The 19,320-nt window shown below is 60.2% G+C and carries 15 protein-coding genes and 4 pseudogenes; 10 read left to right on the forward strand and 9 right to left on the reverse strand.

The genetic code is table 11. From position 1 onward, the window contains the following. Window positions 1-9: 9 nt before the first annotated feature. A complete protein-coding gene (locus OKW44_RS00840; protein ID WP_018420324.1) occupies window positions 10-1,437 on the reverse strand; it encodes an ISNCY family transposase in 1,428 nt (475 codons plus the stop codon). 736 nt (window positions 1,438-2,173) lie between these two features. Here OKW44_RS00840 and OKW44_RS00845 point away from each other — a divergent pair. Next, window positions 2,174-3,348, forward strand: a protein-coding gene (locus OKW44_RS00845) for an IS3 family transposase (protein WP_085952335.1) whose coding sequence is annotated in 2 segments (ribosomal slippage) — window positions 2,174-2,429 and window positions 2,429-3,348 — 1,176 coding nt in all. Because the reading frame shifts where the segments join, the coding sequence is not laid out codon by codon here. 228 nt (window positions 3,349-3,576) lie between these two features. On the opposite strand, the gene OKW44_RS00850 is transcribed toward OKW44_RS00845, so the two are convergent. Further along, entirely contained in the window at window positions 3,577-5,058 is a 1,482-nt protein-coding gene (locus tag OKW44_RS00850) for an ISNCY family transposase (protein ID WP_429409298.1), read from the reverse strand. Window positions 5,059-5,336: 278 nt separating this feature from the next. On the opposite strand from OKW44_RS00850, the gene OKW44_RS00855 reads away from it, so the two are divergent. Together OKW44_RS00855 and OKW44_RS00860 are read left to right on the forward strand one after the other, a co-directional pair. Next, window positions 5,337-5,588, forward strand: coding sequence for a type II toxin-antitoxin system Phd/YefM family antitoxin (locus tag OKW44_RS00855; protein WP_018420320.1), 252 nt, complete (start codon window positions 5,337-5,339; stop codon window positions 5,586-5,588). After that, complete coding sequence (locus tag OKW44_RS00860) at window positions 5,585-5,974, forward strand: type II toxin-antitoxin system VapC family toxin (RefSeq protein ID WP_018420319.1); 390 nt, start codon at window positions 5,585-5,587, stop codon at window positions 5,972-5,974. The genes OKW44_RS00855 and OKW44_RS00860 overlap by 4 nt, the downstream gene beginning before the upstream one ends. Before the next feature lie 424 nt (window positions 5,975-6,398). On the opposite strand, the gene OKW44_RS00865 is transcribed toward OKW44_RS00860, so the two are convergent. Genes OKW44_RS00865 through OKW44_RS00880 form a run of 4 tightly spaced genes read right to left on the reverse strand, consistent with a single transcriptional unit; the run spans window position 6,399 to window position 10,500 of the window. Beyond that, on the reverse strand, window positions 6,399-7,694 hold the full coding sequence (locus tag OKW44_RS00865; protein WP_063713711.1) for an amidase: 1,296 nt from the start codon (window positions 7,692-7,694) through the stop codon (window positions 6,399-6,401). Window positions 7,695-7,731: 37 nt separating this feature from the next. Then, a complete protein-coding gene (locus tag OKW44_RS00870; RefSeq protein ID WP_018420317.1) occupies window positions 7,732-8,658 on the reverse strand; it encodes a polysaccharide deacetylase family protein in 927 nt (308 codons plus the stop codon). A 14-nt stretch (window positions 8,659-8,672) separates the two neighbouring features. After that, window positions 8,673-9,167 carry an ureidoglycolate lyase gene (locus OKW44_RS00875; protein WP_018420316.1) on the reverse strand — a complete coding sequence of 165 codons (495 nt, stop codon included), beginning with the start codon at window positions 9,165-9,167 and terminating at the stop codon, window positions 8,673-8,675. A 1-nt stretch (window position 9,168) separates the two neighbouring features. Beyond that, window positions 9,169-10,500: an MFS transporter gene (locus tag OKW44_RS00880; protein WP_018420315.1), complete on the reverse strand. Its 1,332-nt coding sequence runs from the start codon at window positions 10,498-10,500 to the stop codon at window positions 9,169-9,171. Between the two features lie 137 nt (window positions 10,501-10,637). Here OKW44_RS00880 and OKW44_RS00885 point away from each other — a divergent pair, with 137 nt between their 5' ends. The 5 genes from OKW44_RS00885 to OKW44_RS00905 all read left to right on the forward strand — a co-directional run bounded on the left by OKW44_RS00885 (window position 10,638) and on the right by OKW44_RS00905 (window position 14,922). After that, window positions 10,638-11,300 carry a LysR family transcriptional regulator gene (locus tag OKW44_RS00885; protein WP_162633947.1) on the forward strand — a complete coding sequence of 221 codons (663 nt, stop codon included), beginning with the start codon at window positions 10,638-10,640 and terminating at the stop codon, window positions 11,298-11,300. A 791-nt stretch (window positions 11,301-12,091) separates the two neighbouring features. Further along, window positions 12,092-13,594 (forward strand): IS21 family transposase, encoded by a 1,503-nt coding sequence (istA, locus tag OKW44_RS00890; protein ID WP_018420313.1) that lies wholly within the window; start codon window positions 12,092-12,094, stop codon window positions 13,592-13,594. Then, window positions 13,581-14,348, forward strand: a complete 768-nt coding sequence (istB, locus tag OKW44_RS00895; RefSeq protein ID WP_018420312.1) for an IS21-like element helper ATPase IstB — start codon at window positions 13,581-13,583, stop codon at window positions 14,346-14,348. Before istA ends, istB begins: the two co-directional genes overlap by 14 nt. Next, window positions 14,345-14,563, forward strand: a complete 219-nt coding sequence (locus OKW44_RS00900) for a hypothetical protein (protein ID WP_018420311.1) — start codon at window positions 14,345-14,347, stop codon at window positions 14,561-14,563. The genes istB and OKW44_RS00900 overlap by 4 nt, the downstream gene beginning before the upstream one ends. A gap of 101 nt (window positions 14,564-14,664) precedes the next feature. Continuing rightward, window positions 14,665-14,922 carry a LysR substrate-binding domain-containing protein gene (locus OKW44_RS00905; protein WP_018420310.1) on the forward strand — a complete coding sequence of 86 codons (258 nt, stop codon included), beginning with the start codon at window positions 14,665-14,667 and terminating at the stop codon, window positions 14,920-14,922. 346 nt (window positions 14,923-15,268) lie between these two features. On the opposite strand, the pseudogene OKW44_RS00910 reads toward OKW44_RS00905, so the two are convergent. Both OKW44_RS00910 and OKW44_RS00915 read right to left on the reverse strand, forming a co-directional pair. Next, window positions 15,269-15,409: pseudogene (locus OKW44_RS00910) on the reverse strand (IS6 family transposase); the annotation flags it as partial. 65 nt (window positions 15,410-15,474) lie between these two features. Then, window positions 15,475-16,137, reverse strand: a complete 663-nt coding sequence (locus tag OKW44_RS00915) for a Crp/Fnr family transcriptional regulator (protein ID WP_018420309.1) — start codon at window positions 16,135-16,137, stop codon at window positions 15,475-15,477. A gap of 361 nt (window positions 16,138-16,498) precedes the next feature. Between OKW44_RS00915 and OKW44_RS00920 the strand changes: the two are divergent. Together OKW44_RS00920 and OKW44_RS00925 are read left to right on the forward strand one after the other, a co-directional pair. Next, a pseudogene (locus OKW44_RS00920) lies at window positions 16,499-16,820 on the forward strand (DUF4148 domain-containing protein). Window positions 16,821-17,060: 240 nt separating this feature from the next. Next, a pseudogene (locus OKW44_RS00925) lies at window positions 17,061-18,476 on the forward strand (IS3 family transposase). 498 nt (window positions 18,477-18,974) lie between these two features. Here the strand turns inward: OKW44_RS00925 and OKW44_RS00930 are convergent. Next, a pseudogene (locus OKW44_RS00930) lies at window positions 18,975-19,280 on the reverse strand (methyl-accepting chemotaxis protein); the annotation flags it as partial. Between the last annotated feature and the right edge of the window lie 40 nt (window positions 19,281-19,320).

A 19,320-nucleotide genomic window follows, 5' to 3' on the forward strand; every position in this document is an offset into this window, starting at 1 on the left:
TCAGTCCGTTCAGCGAGTGCGTGCAGACCGTTGGCCAGGTGTTGAAGGCGTCTTCGACTGCTGTGCGATCTGCACGATTGCCTGGTTCAGGTCGGCTCGGGTGAATGCGCGTTGCTTCTTCGTGCCGGGTGAGGGTTTGGGTTTGCGTACCGCCGCACCACGATTCGTACGTGATGGCGAGCCCGAGATCCGGCGGTTGTCGCGCTGCGCCTGCACGGCTTGCGCGACCTGCAGCGCATGACCGAGTCGCTTGTGCTCGATCACGGCACCCTGATCAATCTCCGCGAGCTTATCGTACGGCACACAGGGCAGCACGACGCCGTCCGCGCGGATCTCAAGGCGCCCGTCCGGATACTCCCACACGTCGATGTAGCGGCCGATCAGCCTGCGGGTGGCCGGCGTATCGTCGAGCAGCCAGATCACGCGATCGTTCAGCAGCGTCAGCGCATCCGACACCTTGCGCTGGACCCGCCACGTCAGGATCGTGTCGAGATTCTCGTCGGCGCGCAGCGGCCGGTGCGCATCGTACCTGCTTCTGGGCGGCTTCGCGAAACGCGCGTTATAAGCGGCCATGAAAGCGCAGGCATACGCGTTCGCGGCTTCGATGGTGCTGATATCGCGCAAACGCAGTTCCTTCACCAGGCGGTCCTGCAGCGTCAGGTGAGCCTGTTCGACACGCCCCTTGGCGGGGCTGCTGTTGGCGCAGAACGTGTCGATGTTCAGCTCGTACATCGCGCGGCCGAACTGCGTGACGCCTTTGCCTGCCGTCTCCGCGCGCTTCTTGACATGGAACACGCTGGCGCGGTCGCTGTAGAACGCCACTGGCTTGCCATGCCTTTCGAGATACGCGCGCGTCGCTTCAAAGTAGCTGAAAGTCGACTCGGTCGCCGTGAAGTGCAGCGCCATGATCCGGCTGGTGGCATCGTCGACATACACCAGCAGCGTGCACGCCGGTGCCCGTTCCTCAAACCAGTGATGGTCACTGCCGTCGATCTGCACCAGTTCGCCGAAACAGGCGCGTCGGGTACGCGGCTGATAGACCTTCGGCGGTCGCTGTTTGCGCGGCACCCACAGGCCCGCGTCCGTCATCAGGTGCCGCACGGTTTCCTTCGACAGCACCAGCCCATGGCATTCACACAGCTTCTCGCACGCGAGCGTCGGCCCGAAATCCGCGTAGCACTCGTGGATCAGTCCGAGCGCCCGGTCAAGCACCGTCTGCGGCAACTGATGATTGCTGCGCACGCCGCGCCGCTGCGAAACGAGCCCAGCGGTGCCTTCGTCGCGGTAGCGAATCACAAGCCGCTCGACCTGGCGTCGGCTCAAACCCAGCCGTTCAGCAGCGCGCCAGGTCATCAGCCGCGCTTCGGCAACCGCCTCAATGACTTTCAGCCGGTCAAGCTCCTGCATGCTCATCGTGATCGTCCAGGTGCGCGTCATGGCGGTCTGACCTTGCCCGCAAAAAGCGGATCCCTTGCTGAGTGTGTAAAACTCACGCAAGGAGGTTGTGCCATGAACGTGTTCGAAGCTGAACACGATGCTATACCTGAGATGGAGGTAGGCCCTCCGAAGTCGGCGTGCAGGCGCTGGCTTCAAACAGCCGTAAGCTGCTGCAGTCGGAAACGGTGTGGTGGTGAACGTTACGGTTAAAAGGCGTGATCAAACACGTCATGTATGGATTAGAGAGACGAACGCAAGTGAACCACTGATGACGCATCGAAAGTGAGTTCGATGACATCAAAACCGGGGGCGCCTCCTTCCCCCGGGATCAGCATGGCGAGTACCTGCTTATTGGCCATGTGGTGTCCGGTGTATAGGTGGCGTGACTCTAATCCGGGCTCGGGTGTGGAACTTGGGAACTCTTCATGTGATGCCAAGGGAAAACCTTATAAGTGGGACCCACGAAGGGGGAAAGTACCGATGCACATGCAGGGGGCGGATCATCCCGTACGAGCGTTGAAGCGCCTGTAATGGGTGTGGAGCAAAGGGGATGACCCAGCTCACGGAAGGTTGTCTGCCAACCGGGAAACCGGGATGAGCCTTGGCCTTCCGCGTCGCTCTGCCATCGTGAGATGACAGAAGGATGGCTGGGACGAGCCGTGTAAATGGAGACGTTTACGCACGGTTCTGTGGGCGGCTGGTGGTGAAATTCCACCGGCCGACCCGGCAAGGAAAGATGGGTAATCCGAGAGCCCGGTATACGCAGGAATTCATGATAGAAGCCGTGCGCATGGTCCGCGGCGGCCAGAGTATGGCGGCAGTGGCAAAGATACTGGGCATCAGCCCGAAGACGCTGCACAACTGGGTTAAGGCCGATGCCGCTGGCAAGCTGAACGGCGCAGGCAAACAGGTTTCTCCTGAACAGATGGAGATTGCCCGGCTGCGGGCGGAGTTGGCACGCGTGAAGATGGAGCGCGACATATTGGAAAAAGCCACGGCGTACTTCGCAAAGGTGTCGGAATGAAGTACGCCTGGATTGAGCTTCACAGCCGACAATGGCCGGTGTCCCTGACCTGCCAGGTGCTGGGTGTCAGCCCCAGCGGTTACCACGCCCGCAAGGCCCGGGATGTCGATGCGGACCGTCCGCGCCGACGCATCAGCAACGACGCCCTGCTGGTCCACATAAAGGCCGTGCACGCTGAATCCAAAGGCGAGTACGGCTGGCCGCGCGTGTGGAAGAAGCTGCTGGCCCAAGGCATTCGCGTCAGCAAGGATCGTGTCCAGCGGCTCATGAAGCTGCACGGCATCAAGGCGAAGACCAAACGCCGCTTCAAGGCCACGACCGACAGCAACCACAGCCTGCCTGTCGCCCCAGACCTGCTGCAACGTGACTTCTCTCCCGCGCGTCCCGACCAGACCTGGAGTACGGACATCACCTATATCTGGACGGACGAAGGCTGGCTGTATCTGGCCGTCATCCTCGACCTGTTCAGCCGTCAGGTGGTGGGCTGGTCGATGCAGCCGCACATGCGCACGGAGCTGGTATCGGACGCGCTGCGTATGGCGTGGTTTCGCCGCCGTCCGGAAGCGGACCTGATTTTGCACAGCGACCGAGGCAGCCAGTATTGCAGCCACGACTTCCAGGACCTGCTCAAGGACTACGGCATGCGCAGTTCGATGAGCCGCAAGGGAAATTGCTGGGACAACGCGCCGACCGAGAGCCTGTGGGGATCGCTCAAGCGGGCACGCATTCTCGGCCAGCGCTTTGTAACGCGTCGCGAAGCGATGGACGAAGTAGTCGATTGGTTGAGCTTCTACAATCACGGCCGTCTTCACTCGACGTTGGGCTACGTCAGCCCGATGCAGTTCGAGCGGGACTGGTACGCCGCCCAGAACCAACGGGTGGCATAATCTCCGCTCAGTTAAGGGATCCGAAATTCGCGGGCAACGTCAGTCTCCACAGGCAGGAAAACCGCACCAGCATGCGCTACAGATCCTTGGGGTACGACATCTGTACTTTGCTCAGGTACGACACTACTACTTTGCTCCCACAACCTTGTCGAGGCCATTCTGAAATGTCCGCTTTCCGGCTAAGTTGAAATGTCCAGGTTTGGGGGGTTGTTTCTAACGCTTTTTGTCTCACACATTGTTGAAGGACGACGCCTGAACTGGCAGGGCGCTTACGTCTGTGTCGATCACCTTTGCAGACCGACGGCCAGGTTTGCGTGGTTGTTGCATTTGCCGCTGCTGCGACTGTTCCAGAATCACACCATTGATATCGGCCTGCGTGAACTCGCGTTGCTTCTTCTTGCCTGGCGAGCGGCTTTGAACCCTCGTTGCGACGCCCAGGTGGGTTCGCGAAGGCGCTTTGCCGATCCGGCTGTTATCGCGTTGAGCCTGGATCACCTGCGAGACCTGAAGCACGTGACCCAGCCGCTTATGCTCAACGACCGCGCCCTGGTCAACTTCGGTCAGCCGGTCGTACTGTCTGCATGACAGTGCGCGACCATCGGCGCGGAGTTCGATACGCCCGTCCGGATACTCCCACACGTCGATGTAGCGGCCGATCAGTTTGCGGTGCCCGGGCGTGTCGTCCAGCAGATACATGACGCGGTCATACCGCACAGTCAACGACTTGCTCACCTTGCGCGGTTCGCGCCACGTGAGCACCAGATCAAGATTCTCGTCAGCCCTGAGTGGGCGGTGAGCATCGAAGCCGCTCTTCGGTGGCTTCGCGAAGCGCACGTTGTAATTTGCCATGAAGGCAGACGCATACGCATTGGCTCCGGCAGCCGTGCTGATGCCACGCAACCGCAATTCTTTTACGAGCCGGTCCTGCAACGTCAGGTGTGCCCGCTCGACGCGCCCCTTGGCGGGGCTACTGTTCGCGCAGAACGTGTCGATGTTCAGCTCGTACATCGCCCGGCCGAAATGGGTCACGCTGCTGCCATCCCTGTTCGCGCCGGTCTTGCGAAACACGCTGTACTTGTCGCTGTAGAACGCGACGGGCTTGCCGTGGCGTTCAATGTACGCGCGCGTCGCCTCGAAGTAGCTGAAGGTCGACTCGGTGGCTGTGAAATGCAGCATCATCAGCTGGCTCGTTGCATCGTCGACGTACACCAGCAGCGAGCAGGCCGGCGCCCGTTCCTCGAACCACCGGTGATCGCTGCCGTCGATCTGGATCAGCTCGCCCAGACACGCGCGCCGCGCGCGTGGCTGGTAGACCTTCGGTGGTCGCTGCCGGCGGGGAACCCAGAGACCTGCATCCGTCATCAGGCGCCTGACCGTCTCCTTTGCAAGCCGGATGCCGTGACATTCGTACAGCTTCTCGCAGGCCAGCGTGGGCCCGAAATCGGCATAGCGCTCACGGATGATCGAGAGTGCCCGATCAGCCGTCATCGCGTCCAGCTGGTTGTTGCTGGGCTTCGAGCGCCGACGCGACACGAGACCTTCCGGTCCATGTTCGCGCAACCGTCCAACGAGACGGCGAACCTGCCGCGTCGTCAGCCTGAGCCGTTCCGCCGCGCGCCAGGGCTTGAGCCTGCCGTCGGCGACGTCCTGAATGACCTTGAACCTGTCCAGTTCGCGCATCGTCATCGTTATCCGTTCGGTCGCAGCCATGGAAGCCTCCCGCGCCGAAACGCCGGCGGCCGGTCAGCTTACGCTGCGAAAAAGCGGACATTTGAACTTGGCTAAAAGCGGACATTACAACTTAGCCTCTACAAACCTAAATGGTGATAATTTATATTATGTCAAATCGCTCGAACGCTGAGCGTGAAAACCCTTGAAGCTTCGCCCATCGGCAGCACGGACGGCGCGACTCCCACTTTGAACATCTTGCGCGGGGATAAAGTTTGGAGTAAACTAAGTTTACTAAACTAAGTTCATATGGTGCTGCCATGCATATTTACAACATTCACGATGCCAAGACCAACCTGTCGCGGCTAATCGAGGAAACCGTGAACGGCGGCGAGCCGTTCGTCATCGCTAAGGCCGGCAAGCCATTGGTCAAGGTCGTGCGCATCGATGCCGAAGCCGCAAAGCCGCCGCGGCGCATCGGATTCCTGAAGGGGCAAATCAAGGTACCCGCAGATTTCGACACTATGGCAGCGGACGAGATCTGCGACATGTTTGAGGGTAAGACAAAGTGAGGCTGTTGCTCGATACTCATCTGTTGGTCTGGGCTGCGGCTGACGACCCTGCCTTGTCGAACGAAGCGCGCGCTGCCATCGAGGACGCCGACAACACCCTCTACTTCAGCGTCGCCAGCATCTGGGAAATTGTCATCAAAAGCGCACTGGGCCGTGAGGACTTTCAGGTCGATGCACGCGTTCTTCGCAGGAACCTGCTTGATGCTGGTTATGAAGAGCTGTCGATTGAAGCACAGCATGCGTTCGAAGTTGCGGCCCTCCCGCCTCTTCACAAGGACCCGTTCGACCGGCTCCTCGTCGGTCAAGCGATGGCAGAAGGAATCGTGTTGTTGACCCACGATGACCAGATAAAGCGATACGACTTCGCGCCAGTACGGTACGTCTAGGGCGCTTTTCGTAATATCTGTACGCCCTCTTCGTCAGCTACTGAAGCAAAACATCGCCCGGTATCGCGGGAGACGCTCAAACAACGAGGGCGCGCTCGTGCCCGAGCTGATGATGCGTGCGAAACCGGAAGGGCTGAAAATGCCGGGTGCGATCGCACCCGGTACGCCGATTCCGACCTGACGAAGACTGGCTGGCGACTCGTTCTACTCGAAGGAAAAGGTGGACAACGTCGTGGTGTCGCCCAATGGGTTCTGCCATGCCGAGGCAATTGTGTACGCGCACGCTCATGATCTGAAGGACCCGCTGCTCTCACCCGTCTACGGAGATACAGCAACACGGTCCGTGAACACCAGAAGCTTCAGCAGTCCGGCGTCGATGCACAACTCGAAGTTTTTGACGGAATGTCGCACGCTGGAGGAACGTCTACGGCTCGGCGCGGCTTCGCCGATCGATAAACTTATGCAGAGCCAGTGCCCAAGCGATTAACTCCCCGTCCGTCCCCGGCTTTCCGACTAATTGCACACCGATCGGCAGGCCATCCTCGCTCAATGCAGTGGGCAAATGGATGCACGGCCAGCCCAGCAGGGACCACGCTTTATTGAAGGCCGCGGTTCCGGTCGATTCGAGCCCTCTGGGAGCTGGACCCAAAGCGCTCGACGTCAGGACGACGTCTGCATCACCGAAGTAATCCGCCCAACGCAAACGCTGCGTGTATTGCCACGCCTTCATCTCGCGATAAGTCTGCACCGGCATCGCCAGTCCTTGGTCGATAGCCTCACGCAACGGCCGGCTCAGTTGCGCTGCGTGCTCCGAGGCCACCGGTAAGAGGCTGCGCGCCAGTTCGTAACGCATGATCACCGAATGCGCTTCGAGAAATCTGGCTGGGTCGGCTAATTCAGGGACCGGTTCGATCGTCGACAGATCGCGAAGCACACTCCTCGCGTCTTCGAGGGCAGCCTGTGCGGCGTGCTCCAGCACATGGCCGGGATTGCCCGGGAGAAAACCGATCCTTACCGTCCGCATATGTTCAGTCGAGTACAACGGAGGCGGCGCATCGGGGAGCATGACTTCCGCGACTCGCGCCGCGTCGGCCACATCGGCGCAGTACCAGCCGATCACATCCAGCGACTCGCACATTATTTTCGTACCGTCGCGACCGAGCGCCCCGAAACTCGGTTTGAAGCCGACGACACCGCAAAACGCCGCCGGCCGGATCATCGATCCGCCAGTCTGCGTGCCCAATGCCATTGGCACCATGCCTGCGGCTACGGCAGCGGCCGAGCCGCTCGATGACCCTCCCGGCGTATGTTGGCGGTTTGCAGGATTGCGCGTGGGTCCCGGCGTCATATAAGCGAATTCGGCCGTCACCGTCTTGCCGACCGGCACCGCTCCGGCTCGCCGTAGCAAGGCGACGCAGGATGCATCGAATTGGGACGGCGAAGTGTTGCAGGCCTCAGAACCGCATCGGGTCGGCATGCCGGCTACGTCGATGATGTCCTTTACGCCGAATGGAACACCCGCCAGCGGACCGGATGCGGTCTGCGCGGACGCTCCAATGAGATCACTCGCAGACGCGAGGTGCGACCATGCGTACAACTCTTGTTCCCGCCGTGCAATGACCGAAAGCGCATGGCGCGTTGCATCGAGTGACTCGTCGACCCCCGTTTGAACTCGCCGGGAAATCTCGACGACGGAATAGGCCTCTGTTGTTATTTTCATTCCCGGATCTTGAATAGTTGGCCGCGCTGCACTTTCTTCAACTCCGCCTTGTCACGCTGAAAGGATGTTCTTGCAACCAGTGATTCGCGATATCAATGCGGCGACACATCCACACATCCTCCCGCCGCGCGAGACTGTCGAGCAAACGTTCGAGTCCAGCGGCACGGCCAGGATGGCCGATCAGACGCATGTGCAGCCCGATCGACATCATCTTCGGCGCTTGAGCGCCTTCGCGGCAAAGCATCTCGACCGCGTCGTTGACGAACATGTAAAAGTCGTCCCCGGTAGCCATCGCGTCGCGCGCGAATTTGACGTCGTTATTGGTCAGGCTATACGGAATCACCAGATGCGGCTGCTGTTGTACCGTCGTCCAGTACGGGAGCTCGTCGTTATACGCGTCAGAATCGTAGATGAATCCGCCGTGCTCAACCAGCAACTTGCGAGTATGAACGGTCGGCGCATAACGGCAATACCAACCCGCTGGTGGCCGTCCCGTAGAGTGAGCAATAGATTCGAAGGCGCGCCGGATTTCCTCCGCCTCCTGCTCTTCAGTGAGATCTTGCGCCCTCACCCAGCGCCGACCGTGACTGCACACGTCAATGTCGCCATCGCGGATTACCTGCGCGAATTCCGGATTGCGCTCCAGCGCCTGCGCGCAGGCGAACGCGGTGGCGGGCAAACTGCGCTCCTCCAGCAGGCGCAGCACGCGCCAGATACCGACCCGACTGCCATACTCGAACATCGACTCGGCAGCGAGATCGCGGCCTTCGAAACCGCCCGCCCCTCCTTCGGCCAGGCCACTTTCAGAGTGGCTGTCGTCATCAGGGTAGGACGCTTCCGCGCCTTCTTCATAGTTGATGACTATGTTGACTGCGAGTCGGGCGTCGTTCGGCCACCGAGGGTTGGGCGGCCGGCGTCCATAGCCGGTGAAGTTCCGTTCCAGGTGATCGTATTTGCCGTCCATTGCGTGCTCCTGCTCTATAGCGCGACCATAACCGGTTCGGCCAGTCTCGTTACGACGGTGTCATCGCTGCGACCGCTGTCTGCCATGATCACAGCTACCTCGTTGACGTCGTCGAGCGACGTAAACGCGAAGTGCCAGACCGAGCGCCGATAGCACACGCCCTGGCCGCCGTCACTGGCAAAAGCGGCGAGCGTGGCGAGGTCGGGAAGGCCGTCTTCGCCGGGTAGTGCAACCGCGATCAGGTATGGAATCTCGCGCATCGGAATGAAGGTCTGATGGGAGTGCGGATGGCACTCCATCGTATCGATTGCGATTGACCGAGTGTGGCTAGGCTGCAAGCGGTTAATCCACAAACGCGGCGTAGTACCCGCGTCGAGTCCGGCAAACGGCATCAAAAAATCGCGCCGTCGTTTTTCAGTCTTGTTCTCGAGAACTTCGCCATATATCTCGAACGCATTCGCGCTCAATGGCTTTACATCGATGTACGGTGCTGTGCCTGCCGTCGTCATATCAAACTACCTTCCCTAAAGCACGTCGCGATGTAATAAACATCGGTGTGCGACTGAAGAGTACCGTTAGCACGGTTCCCAAGACTAAAAACCCCGCAAAAATCCACGCTGGCAGAGCGAATCCGCCGCTGACCTGACGACTCCATCCCAGCAGACTGGGCGCGATCACACCAGACAGGTTGGCCAATGAATTAATGAAACCAATTGCCACAGCTGCCGCTGTACCAGTCATCAATTCGGAAGGCAGTGTCCATAACAGCGCGTTGGAAGCATAGACGCCCATCGCCGCGAAGCAGAGAGCGATCATGGCTGCCCAGTGCACGGGCAAAAGGAACGCGAGAGCAATGAAACCGAGCGCACCGAACAGCGTCGCTGTGGCCAGATGCGCGACGCGTTCGCGATGGGTATCGGAATGGCGCGCCCATGACACCATTGCAATCACGCCAGCAAGATACGGTACGGCGCTCAAAAAACCAACTGCCGTATTGCTATAACCAAAACTCTTGATGATCTGCGGCAAAAAGAACGCGATGCCAGTCGTACCAAATACGATACAAAACAGCGTGCCGGCAAGCAGCAAGACAGCGCGGTTCGCGAACGCCGCGGACAACGGATAGCGCGCCGCCGAGTCGAGTGCGCGACGCTCGCTCTCGAGCATGCGTTCCAACCTGTCCTTGTCGTCAGTGCTTAACCACGTCACGTCCGCAGGTTGATCGGCCAGCCACCATAGACAGCCGACGCCCAGTACAACCGCGGGGATGGCTTCCAGTAGAAACATCCATTGCCAGCCGCGCAGGCCAGACACGCCGTTCATGCCGTCGAGGATCAGCCCGGAAATCGGACCACCGATCAGGCCCGACAGGGGGATTGCAACGATGAAGATGCCTGTGACTCGTCCCCGGTAACTCGCGGTGAACCATCGGCTCAGGTAAACCACAATGCCCGGAAAGAAGCCTGCTTCTGCCATGCCAAGCAGGAAGCGCAGTACATAGAAGCTCCTCTCGCCCGATACGAACATCATCGCGCCGGAGATCAGCCCCCAGGTCACCAGGATGCGTGCGATCCATCTTCTTGGGCCGACTTTCGAGAGTATGAAGTTGCTTGGCACCTCGAACAGAAAATAGCTGACAAAAAACGCACTCGCCCCGATTCCGTAAGCAACGCTCGACAGCCCAACGTCAGCGTTCATCTGCAGCGACGCGAAGGCGATATTGACCCGGTCGACGAACGCGACGAAATAAAGCAGCATCAGGAAAGGCAGGATCCTCCATGCCACCTTTGTCATGACCGCTTGTTCGACACCGGAAATGTTGGCGCTTGCGACTGTATTCATCGGGGTGTCTCATTCAGAGGGGTTGTGCCGTCACGGCGCGCATCCGGTCTTCGGTATGCGATAACTGGCATTATCAAAAGCGGCCTTACAATAATCAACTATTGAAAACTATTCACACCATATAAGAGAAGGTTATTGTGAACACGAGACTGCTGGGTATCTTCAGAACCGTGATGACGTCGCAGACCACGGTCGGTGCTAGCCGCGTGCTCGGGATCTCGCAGCCGGCTGTCAGCACTGCGCTCGGTCAACTTGAATCGGAACTTGGATTCCTGCTCTTCAATCGCGTGGCGAACCGGCTGGTCCCGCGCGAGGAGGCGAAGCTGCTGTTCAGCGCGTCAGAAGCAATGTTCATGTATTCCGAGGCTCTCGACCAGACCGTCGAGGACATCAAGGAGAACCGCCTCGGACATGTGCGCGTGAGCGCCACGCCGCAGCTCGGTCACTCGATACTTCCGCAGGCAATTCAGCGCTTCATGATCGGCAAACCCGACGTAAAGGTGTTTTGCGACGTCGTCGATTCATTCAAGGTGATCGAAAGCGTTGAAGCGCTCGCGGCAGATTTCGGCCTGGCGATGGCGCTCGAACCCGAGCTTGACCAGTCGCTGAAGATGGTGAAGATCGCGTCGATCGAGATGGTTTGCGTCGTGCCCCATGGACATCCGCTTGCGCGGCGCAAACGTGTCGTGCCGGCCGATCTCGAGCCGTATCCGCTGATCGGTCTGTCGAGTCTGGCGCGCGTCAGCACGCTGATTGCCGCGGCATTCCGCGACACCGGCGTGCCGTGTGAACGGCTGTGAGAAGCCGACACCAAACGGCGGCGTCGATCAGAAATACGGAATGGTCATGCTCTGCTGAGCGGTTTGGGAATGGTTTGCGCGAAGAGCGGGGGCGCTACCGGGCGCGTCGGAAGGAGCCCGTAGGGCGAGTGCAGACGCACCCGACGCGGCTCGTTTCAGGAAGTGATGACGCTGAAGTCGGGATGCGGTAGAAGAAGGCTTACCGCCGAAGAAACAGGCCCGACACCGGCTCAAACCGCCAAGTTCACTCCGATGTCGAGCCCCACACGCGCATGGGGCACGGGTGCCGGGCCAGTATGGCACGGCCCACCAGTCCCGTCGATAGCGTTTCGGCATTGACGGGGATTGCCGATGCCGGCCACCGGCCGCCTGTTTGTGTGCGCCCGCTGCAGGGCGCAGGTCATCGTTTGCCGCCGTTGCGACCGCGGCCAGATCTACTGCGACGGTGACTGTTCTGAGGTCGCACGTCAGGCCAGCATCCGCGTGGCCGGCCGGCGCTATCAGCGCAGTCGTCACGGCCGCTTCGCGCATGCCGAACGGATGCGCCGCTATCGCAGCCGCCAGAATAAAGTGACGCATCAGGGTTCCTCTGTGCCTGCCGCCGATGCTCTACTGGCACCGACTTCGACGACGTCGGCGGCAACAGCGGCGGTATCCGCCACCGCCCCAGCTGTGCCTGAGCGGTGCCATTTCTGCCACTGCGTCTGTCCGGACTTCGTGCGCCTCGGGCCACTACGCCGTCGGGTCTTCCGTGATGTTCGTACTACTACCTACTGCACAGGAAGTGACCCATGACCATTGGAGTTGAACTCGAGGCGCAGATCCTGCGCTACTACCACGTGGAGAAGTGGCGCTGCGGCACCATCGCACGGCAGTTGCACGTGCACCGTGGCACGGTCCAGCGCGTGCTGGCGCAGGCCGGTCTGCCTCGCGTCGGCGGGATGCTCAGACCTTCGCAGATCGATGCCTACCTGCCGTTTATCCATGACACGCTCAACAGGTTTCCGTCGCTCACGGCCAGCCGGCTGTATGCGATGGTCACCGAGCGCGGCTACCGTGGCAACCCTCATCATTTCCGGCACCTGATCGCGGTACACCGTCCGCGACCTACACCCGAGGCTTATCTGCGGCTGCGCACCTTGCCCGGAGAGCAGGGCCAGGTTGACTGGGCCCATTTCGATCACCTGCAGATCGGGCGCGCGCGCCGGCCGCTGATGGCCTTCGTCATGGTGCTGTCGTGGTCGCGGCAGATCTATCTGCGCTTCTTCCTCGATGCCCGCATGGACAGCTTCCTGGCAGGCCACGCCGGCGCGTTCGCGGCGTGGTCCGGATTGCCACGGATCCTCCTCTACGACAATCTCAGGAGCGCTGTGCTCGAGCGTCAGGGTGATGCGATCCGCTTCAACCCGACGCTTCTCGCGTTCGCCGCTCATCATCGCTTCGAGCCCCGTCCAGTGGCAGTAGCCAGAGGAAACGAGAAGGGACGCGTCGAAAGAGCTATCAGGTATGTACGTGAGAATTTCTTTGCCGCGCGCAAGTTCGCCGATCTCGACGATCTGAACATCCAGGCCGCGCAATGGTGCGCGGGCATGGCGGCGGATCGTCCCTGCCGGGAAGAGCCCACGATCACGGTGCGTGAAGCCTTCGCCCGCGAGCAGCCCAGCCTGCTTACCTTGCCGGAGAACCCGTATCCCTGCGAACTGCAACTGGCCGTGAAGGTCGGCAAGCAGCCGTATGTGCGCTTCGATCTGAACGACTACACGATCCCGCATACCCACGTGCGGCGCGTGCTCACGGTCCGGGCCGATCCCCGGCAGGTGCGCATTCTCGACGGCGCCGATCTGCTTGCAACCCATGTGCGCAGTTACGATCGCGGCGCGCAGATCGAGATTGCCGCGCACATCGACGCCCTCGTTGCACGCAAACGCGAAGCCCGTCACCATCGCGGCCTCGACCATCTCGCCCGCGCGGCGCCGGCCAGTCACACGCTCATGCTGCGCGCGGCTGAACGCGGCGCCAATCTGGGCAATATCACCGCCCACCTGCTGCGGCTGCTCGACCGTTATGGTGCAGCCGAACTGCAGGCAGCGATCGAGGAAACGCTCGCCAGCGATGCCGCGCCTCACCAGAATCCGGTGCGTCTGGCGCTGGAGCGTCGGCGCGAGTCGCGGCAGATACCGCCGCCGGTGACGGTGAACCTGCCCGAGCACGTGCGTAGCAAGGACACGCTGGTGACCCCTCACCGGCTCGACATCTACGACCAGATAACGGGAGGTGCTGATGAGCTCGCCTGAGAACCTGCAGGAGCGCGCCAACGCCCTGCGCCTGTACGGGCTGCTGGCACACTGGCCGGATCTCACGGACGCCGGCTGGGTTGCGCCGCTGCTGCAGTGGGAAGAAGACGAGCGTGCCCGCCGTTCGCTCGAGCGACGCATCCGGGATGCCCATCTGGGTAGCTTCAAACCGCTGTGCGACTTCGACTGGGCCTGGCCCACGCGTTGCGACCGGGCCGCCGTTGAAGAACTGATGTCGCTCGAGTTCGTCAGGGACACCGCCAACGTCGTACTGATCGGCCCGAATGGCGTGGGCAAGTCGACCCTGGCGCTGAACCTCGCCTACCAGGCGCTCGTCAACGGGCACACGGCGCTGTTCACAACTGCTGGCCAGATGCTCGGTGAGCTCGCCGCGCTTGACAGTGACTCGGCGTTACGCCGGCGGCTGCACCGGTACGCCACGCCTGACGTGCTTGTAATTGACGAGGTCGGATACCTGTCCTACTCGAACCGCCACGCCGACCTGCTGTTCGAACTGATCAGCCGCCGGTATGGCGCAGCGAGCACCGTGGTCACGACAAACCGGCCGTTCGCAGAATGGTCGGAGGTGTTTCCGAACGCCGCCTGCGTCGTCTCGCTGGTTGACCGGCTGGTGCATCGCGCCGAAGTCGTCGCGATCGAAGGCGAGTCCTACCGGGTGAAGGAGGCACGTGAACGGGCCGAGCAGCGCGCAAAGAAACGCAGCGCGGCACGCATGGAGAAGAAGAAAACATGAAGAGCCTTCATCTGCCTTCGGGCATCACTCACGGGCTGGACTTCCTGATCCCGGACAACCGGTCCGCAGATCAGGCGCTCGCCGTCGTGGAACTCATCGACGATCTACGCGAGCGGATCGCCGCGCACTACCAGATTCCGCTAAATGACCTGCTGCACGAACAGCGCGCGCCTCCCGACAATCCTCACCGTCGCGACATCGACGATCCATTCTGATGGCCATCACCCAACAACAGTGGCCCATAACCGCCCCTGTTGTTGACGCTTCTACTCAACTTTGCGCCGCCATCTAATGGCGCTTTTACACCGCCGCTAACATGCCGTACCGCGTGGCTGTCGAGACACGCTATTCGGAGACCGCGTGCAGGTTGGTAGGCGCTGGTGCCGGTGTCGCGGTGGTCGACGCACTGTCGGCCGCCGCACATACCGGTCAGCAGCAGATTGTCGCGCTGCCGTTTCGGCCGAAGAACACGATCGACGCCTGGGCGATTTCCTCGAAAGACCGCCCTCTGACGCGACTCGCGGAAGCGTTGCTGGTTGAAACGCATGATGCGATGAAGGCTCTTCGGCCATAGAGCCCGTTAGACTTGAGATCCCACCCCGACAGTGTTTTTTTTCCTTTCCGCGCAATGAGTCATCTAAAAGACATCGACTGGCAGTTCAATGGCCGGGCACTTCGACCGCAAGGCCATCGTCCTGCGTGTGCGTTGGTCACTGTGGTACAAGCTCAGCCGTCGGGACCTCGCGGAAATAATGGCGAAGCGCGGAGCACCTTATGCATGGTGAATTATTCGACGAGCTATTGGAAAAGGCGTTTAGAGTCCTACCGGCGTTGTCACGTTCGCGGACTGGTCAGCTAAGATGACGTGATGAAGAAGACGAAATCGCGCTGTCGTGAGACGCCATCTCCCCACCACCCAGAAGGTTTCGCAGGCTCAGCGAGTATGCCACGCACCATCGCACGCACAATAGCATCACGTCCAGTGGATAGTGCAGTCGCTTCAGCACCTTGCCGATGCCAGGGAGCAACGTCTTGCGCGGCGTCTTCGTCGTCTTGGCCATCGTGGTCGTCAGCAATTTCCGTCCGCCAAATTTACCTCAACGCCTTGTTGCGACAGAACCTTCGTCTATCCCTTGGCAATGGTTTCCAAGGCAGCGCGGTCCTGGACTGATATCTGGCGTCCCCGCCTCGCGATCACGCCGCGGCGCTCCAGTGACGCAAGCACGCGTGACACGGTTTCGCGGCTGACTTTCGCCATTGCGCCGAGCGTTGCGTGACTGGGAAGCTCGATCACCGCTGGCGCATCCTTGCCCGTCTCGCTGAGGGCTGAGTTGATCAACGCGGAGACTCTTGCTGCGGCTCGCGGCATCCCCTGCTCGGCATGTCGAGTCGCGAACCCCTGTACCAGGCTCGCAAACGAGCGGTTCAGTGCACGCGATACCTCTGGCTCCAGGAACAACCGGCGAGCGTCGGCGCGCGCCAGCAGAACGAGGGTGCTTTTCTGTGTTGCAATGACATTTTCGGCAATGGGCGAGTCGTCGACGATCGAAACAGCGCCGGTCGATTCGCCGGCGTTAAGAGTCCGTATTGGAATCTCATGCCCTTCGCTGGAAAGACTACAGGTCCGCAGCTGACCGGATAACAGCATTATCAGGGGCGAAGCGGCATCGCCCTGGAAACATACATAGTCGCCTGCCTTGACGTCGGCGACGCGTCCCATTGCCCTCGCCAGCTGAATTACTTTCTCGTCAGAAAAACCAAGAAGCGCCTGCTTTCTCAGGCGCTCCATAACAAACTCCGAGCGCTATTCATTTGTAATTTTTAGTTCATCGTTAGAACAGGGCGGATTTTACGCGGGCGCTTGGAGAACTGTTAAATGGTTTTTTTCGCAACTTTCATAAATGAAAATGAAAGATATAGCTGCGACGCTGATGCGGCGGACGTTCGGTTATTCGTGGGGAAAATTTCGGTGGTCTTTGCGCAACGACGAGCGACCAAATGCCGCACGTACGCGAACGTCACGAGGAAGGTCGCTGCACGCGCAACTATGCTCAGGGGCACAGGGGTGATGTGCTATGACGCTGCCGAAGGCGGCGGTTCCAAAACTCAATACAGGTTTTGCACCCGATACCCGTACAGGAAGTTTGACCATGAATGTCAAAACACTTGTTTCCGCCGTCGCGCTTGCTTCGACCCTGGACGCACCGGCCGTATCGTTCGCCCAGCAATCGAACGTACTTGTCACCCGCGCTCAGGTGCGCGCCGAACTCGTCGAGCTCGAGAAGGCTGGCTATCACGTGGGCGAAGGCGACCAAACTACCTATCCGGCTGAAATCCAGGCCGCCGAAGCCAGGGCGGCTGCGCAAAAGTGGCGCGTTAAGTGGTTACGGTGGTGTCATAAGTGGTTCGTTGAAAGCAGGCCGCGGAGCCGCGTCCGCGACCGATCGGAACGCGATGTACAGCCGCCACTGATCAATGGATTCGTGCGCCTCGGAAGGATACTGGCAACGGCGAAGGTCCGCCGAGCCGCCCTGGCATGCCCAGCCTGGAGGCTGATTCCCTGGCCTTGACCGCGCAGTACGAACTGGAGCGTCCCGGCCAGCTACGACTCCTTGACCGACGCACACCGTCAATTGAGCGATTCGATGAAAAGAATCTACGCATACCAAAAGGGGGGTGCGACAGAAATCTTGGACTACTTGGAGGTAGTCCATGTACTCGTACGAGGACCGCATTCGAGCGATTGAGCTTTACATCAAACTCGGAAAGCGCGTCGCCGCGACCATTCGTCAGTTGGGTTACCCGACAAAGAATGCTCTCAAAAGCTGGCATCGACACTACGAACGATGTCATGATCTGCCGGCGCGCTATGTGCGTTCAAGGCCGAAGTACTCGGCCGAACAGAAGAAGGCGGCCGTCGAGCACTATCTGAACCATGGTCACTGTCTTGCTGGAACTTTGAGGGCATTGGGATATCCGGGGCGCGAGACACTCGCAGCCTGGGTCGACGAGCTGCACCCCGAAACCAGGAAATGCGTTGTCGGCAAAGGGGCGTACCGCAGCCCCGAGAGTTGAAGGAGGCAGCAGTCATCGAGCTGTGTACTCGAGAGGAAAGTGCGCGCGTGGTTGCACAAAGGATGGGCGTGAGCAGGCCGACGTTATACAACTGGAAAAATAAGCTACTCGGTCGTGAGGTTCCGGCTTCCATGAAACGCCACAACGATTCGCCGCACGCCCCTGGGCGGGGAGAACTGGAGCGGCAGGTCGAATCGCTTCGACGCGATATCCGGCAATTGCAGCTTGAACACGACATCCTGAAGAAGGCCAATGAACTGCTAAAAAAAGACCTGGGCGTCGACCTGCAGCTCCTGCCCAACCGGGAGAAGACGTTGCTGGTTGATGCCCTGAAACAAACCTATTGAGCTAAATCACCGCTGCTACGGCTATCGAAGGGTACGGGCGGCCCTCGGCAGGCAGCAAGTCTTCCTCTCCGAGAAAGTCGTGCGGCGTTTGATGAGGCAGGAGCGCCTGGCCGTTGCCACTACGAGGCGACGTCGCTACGGCTCCTATTTGGAAAAGATCAGCCCCGCGCCTGAAAACATCATCTACCGCGATTTCCAGGCGGCAGCCCCGAATGAGAAGTGGCTCACTGACATCGCCGAGTTCCAGATTCCGGCTGGTAAGGTGTATCTGTCGCCCGTAATCGACTGTTTCGATGGGCTGGTTATCAGCTGGACGATAGGCACGCGTCCGGATGCTGAGCTTGTGAACATCATGCTGGATGCAGCCATCGAGACGGTGGCCAATAGCAACGAGCGGCCTGTCGTCCACTCTGATCGCGGTGCTCACTATCGCTGGCCGGGGTGGCTCTCACGTATGCGCGACGCGAAGCTGATTCGCTCGATGTCGCGCAAAGGGTGCTCGCCCGACAATGCGGCCTGCGAAGGCTTCTTCGGCCGGCTGAAAACGGAGCTGTTCTATCCCCGGGACTGGCAGGCTACAACCATTGAGCAATTCATCGCGGTAGTCGATTCCTACATCCGCTGGTATAACGAAAAGCGGATCAAAATCTCACTGGGCTCCCTCAGTCCCCGCGAATACCGGGAGAGCCTCGGACTTGCAGCATAAACGAGTCCAAGATTTCTGCCGCACCCCCTTCTGGGGAAATTACGGGCGGCATTGACAACATACTGTGTCGCGAATCATCGGTCTGGTCCTTCTCGGTCTCCGTGCGCAAGCGTGTAGCCGGGTCAAGGGCAAGCGAAGCCTGGCGCAGCGCCACCCTTGACGCTGCTGCAGCACTCGGGATCTGTCATGGCATTTGACCGAGTGGCGCACGACTACGGATCACCTGGACGTGTCTTCAACTGGACGAAAATGCGGTCGCGGACCGTTTGATGGCCCTCGAGCAACTTTTTCGAGACCTTATTCAGTGGACGGAACAAGCGGCAATTCGGCAGGTTACGCGTCGAGACGCTGCGTTGGACGATTTGAATTCGTATAAATGCAAGCTATTGAAGGCTCCATATGCCAAGAACTGAGGCGGCGAGCGAAACCATTGCAAAGCAGCTGTCGGACATGGTATCTATCTCGCGTCAATTCTTGCGGTCTGTTCGAATCGACGCAGACGTCGGGCGCGAAGATGCCCCCTCGGGCTACATCTGCCAGGGGACTGCTCGTGTCCGAGCTGGCGTTGTTGCCTTCCATCGTTTAGACCTCGCGCGACACCACGGTGCCGCCCTGCTCCGCCACCGAAGCAGCCTGCGCAGCGAGCTGGTTGGCCTGACTGGCATTGTCGGCATTCTGGGTGACGGTCGAGGTCAGTTGCTCCATGCAGGACGCCCTTTCCTCGAGTGAGGCGGCCCGCTCTTCGGTGCGCTGCGACAGGTCCTGGTTGCCCGCTGCAATCTGGTGCGTGGCGGTGGCAATCGACGCAGCTGATCGTCACCAGTCGCCTGCTATTCGTGCAATG

The sequence above is a fragment of the Paraburkholderia lebeckiae genome (genome assembly GCF_050436325.1).
In the GTDB taxonomy this organism is placed as follows: domain Bacteria; phylum Pseudomonadota; class Gammaproteobacteria; order Burkholderiales; family Burkholderiaceae; genus Paraburkholderia; species Paraburkholderia tuberum.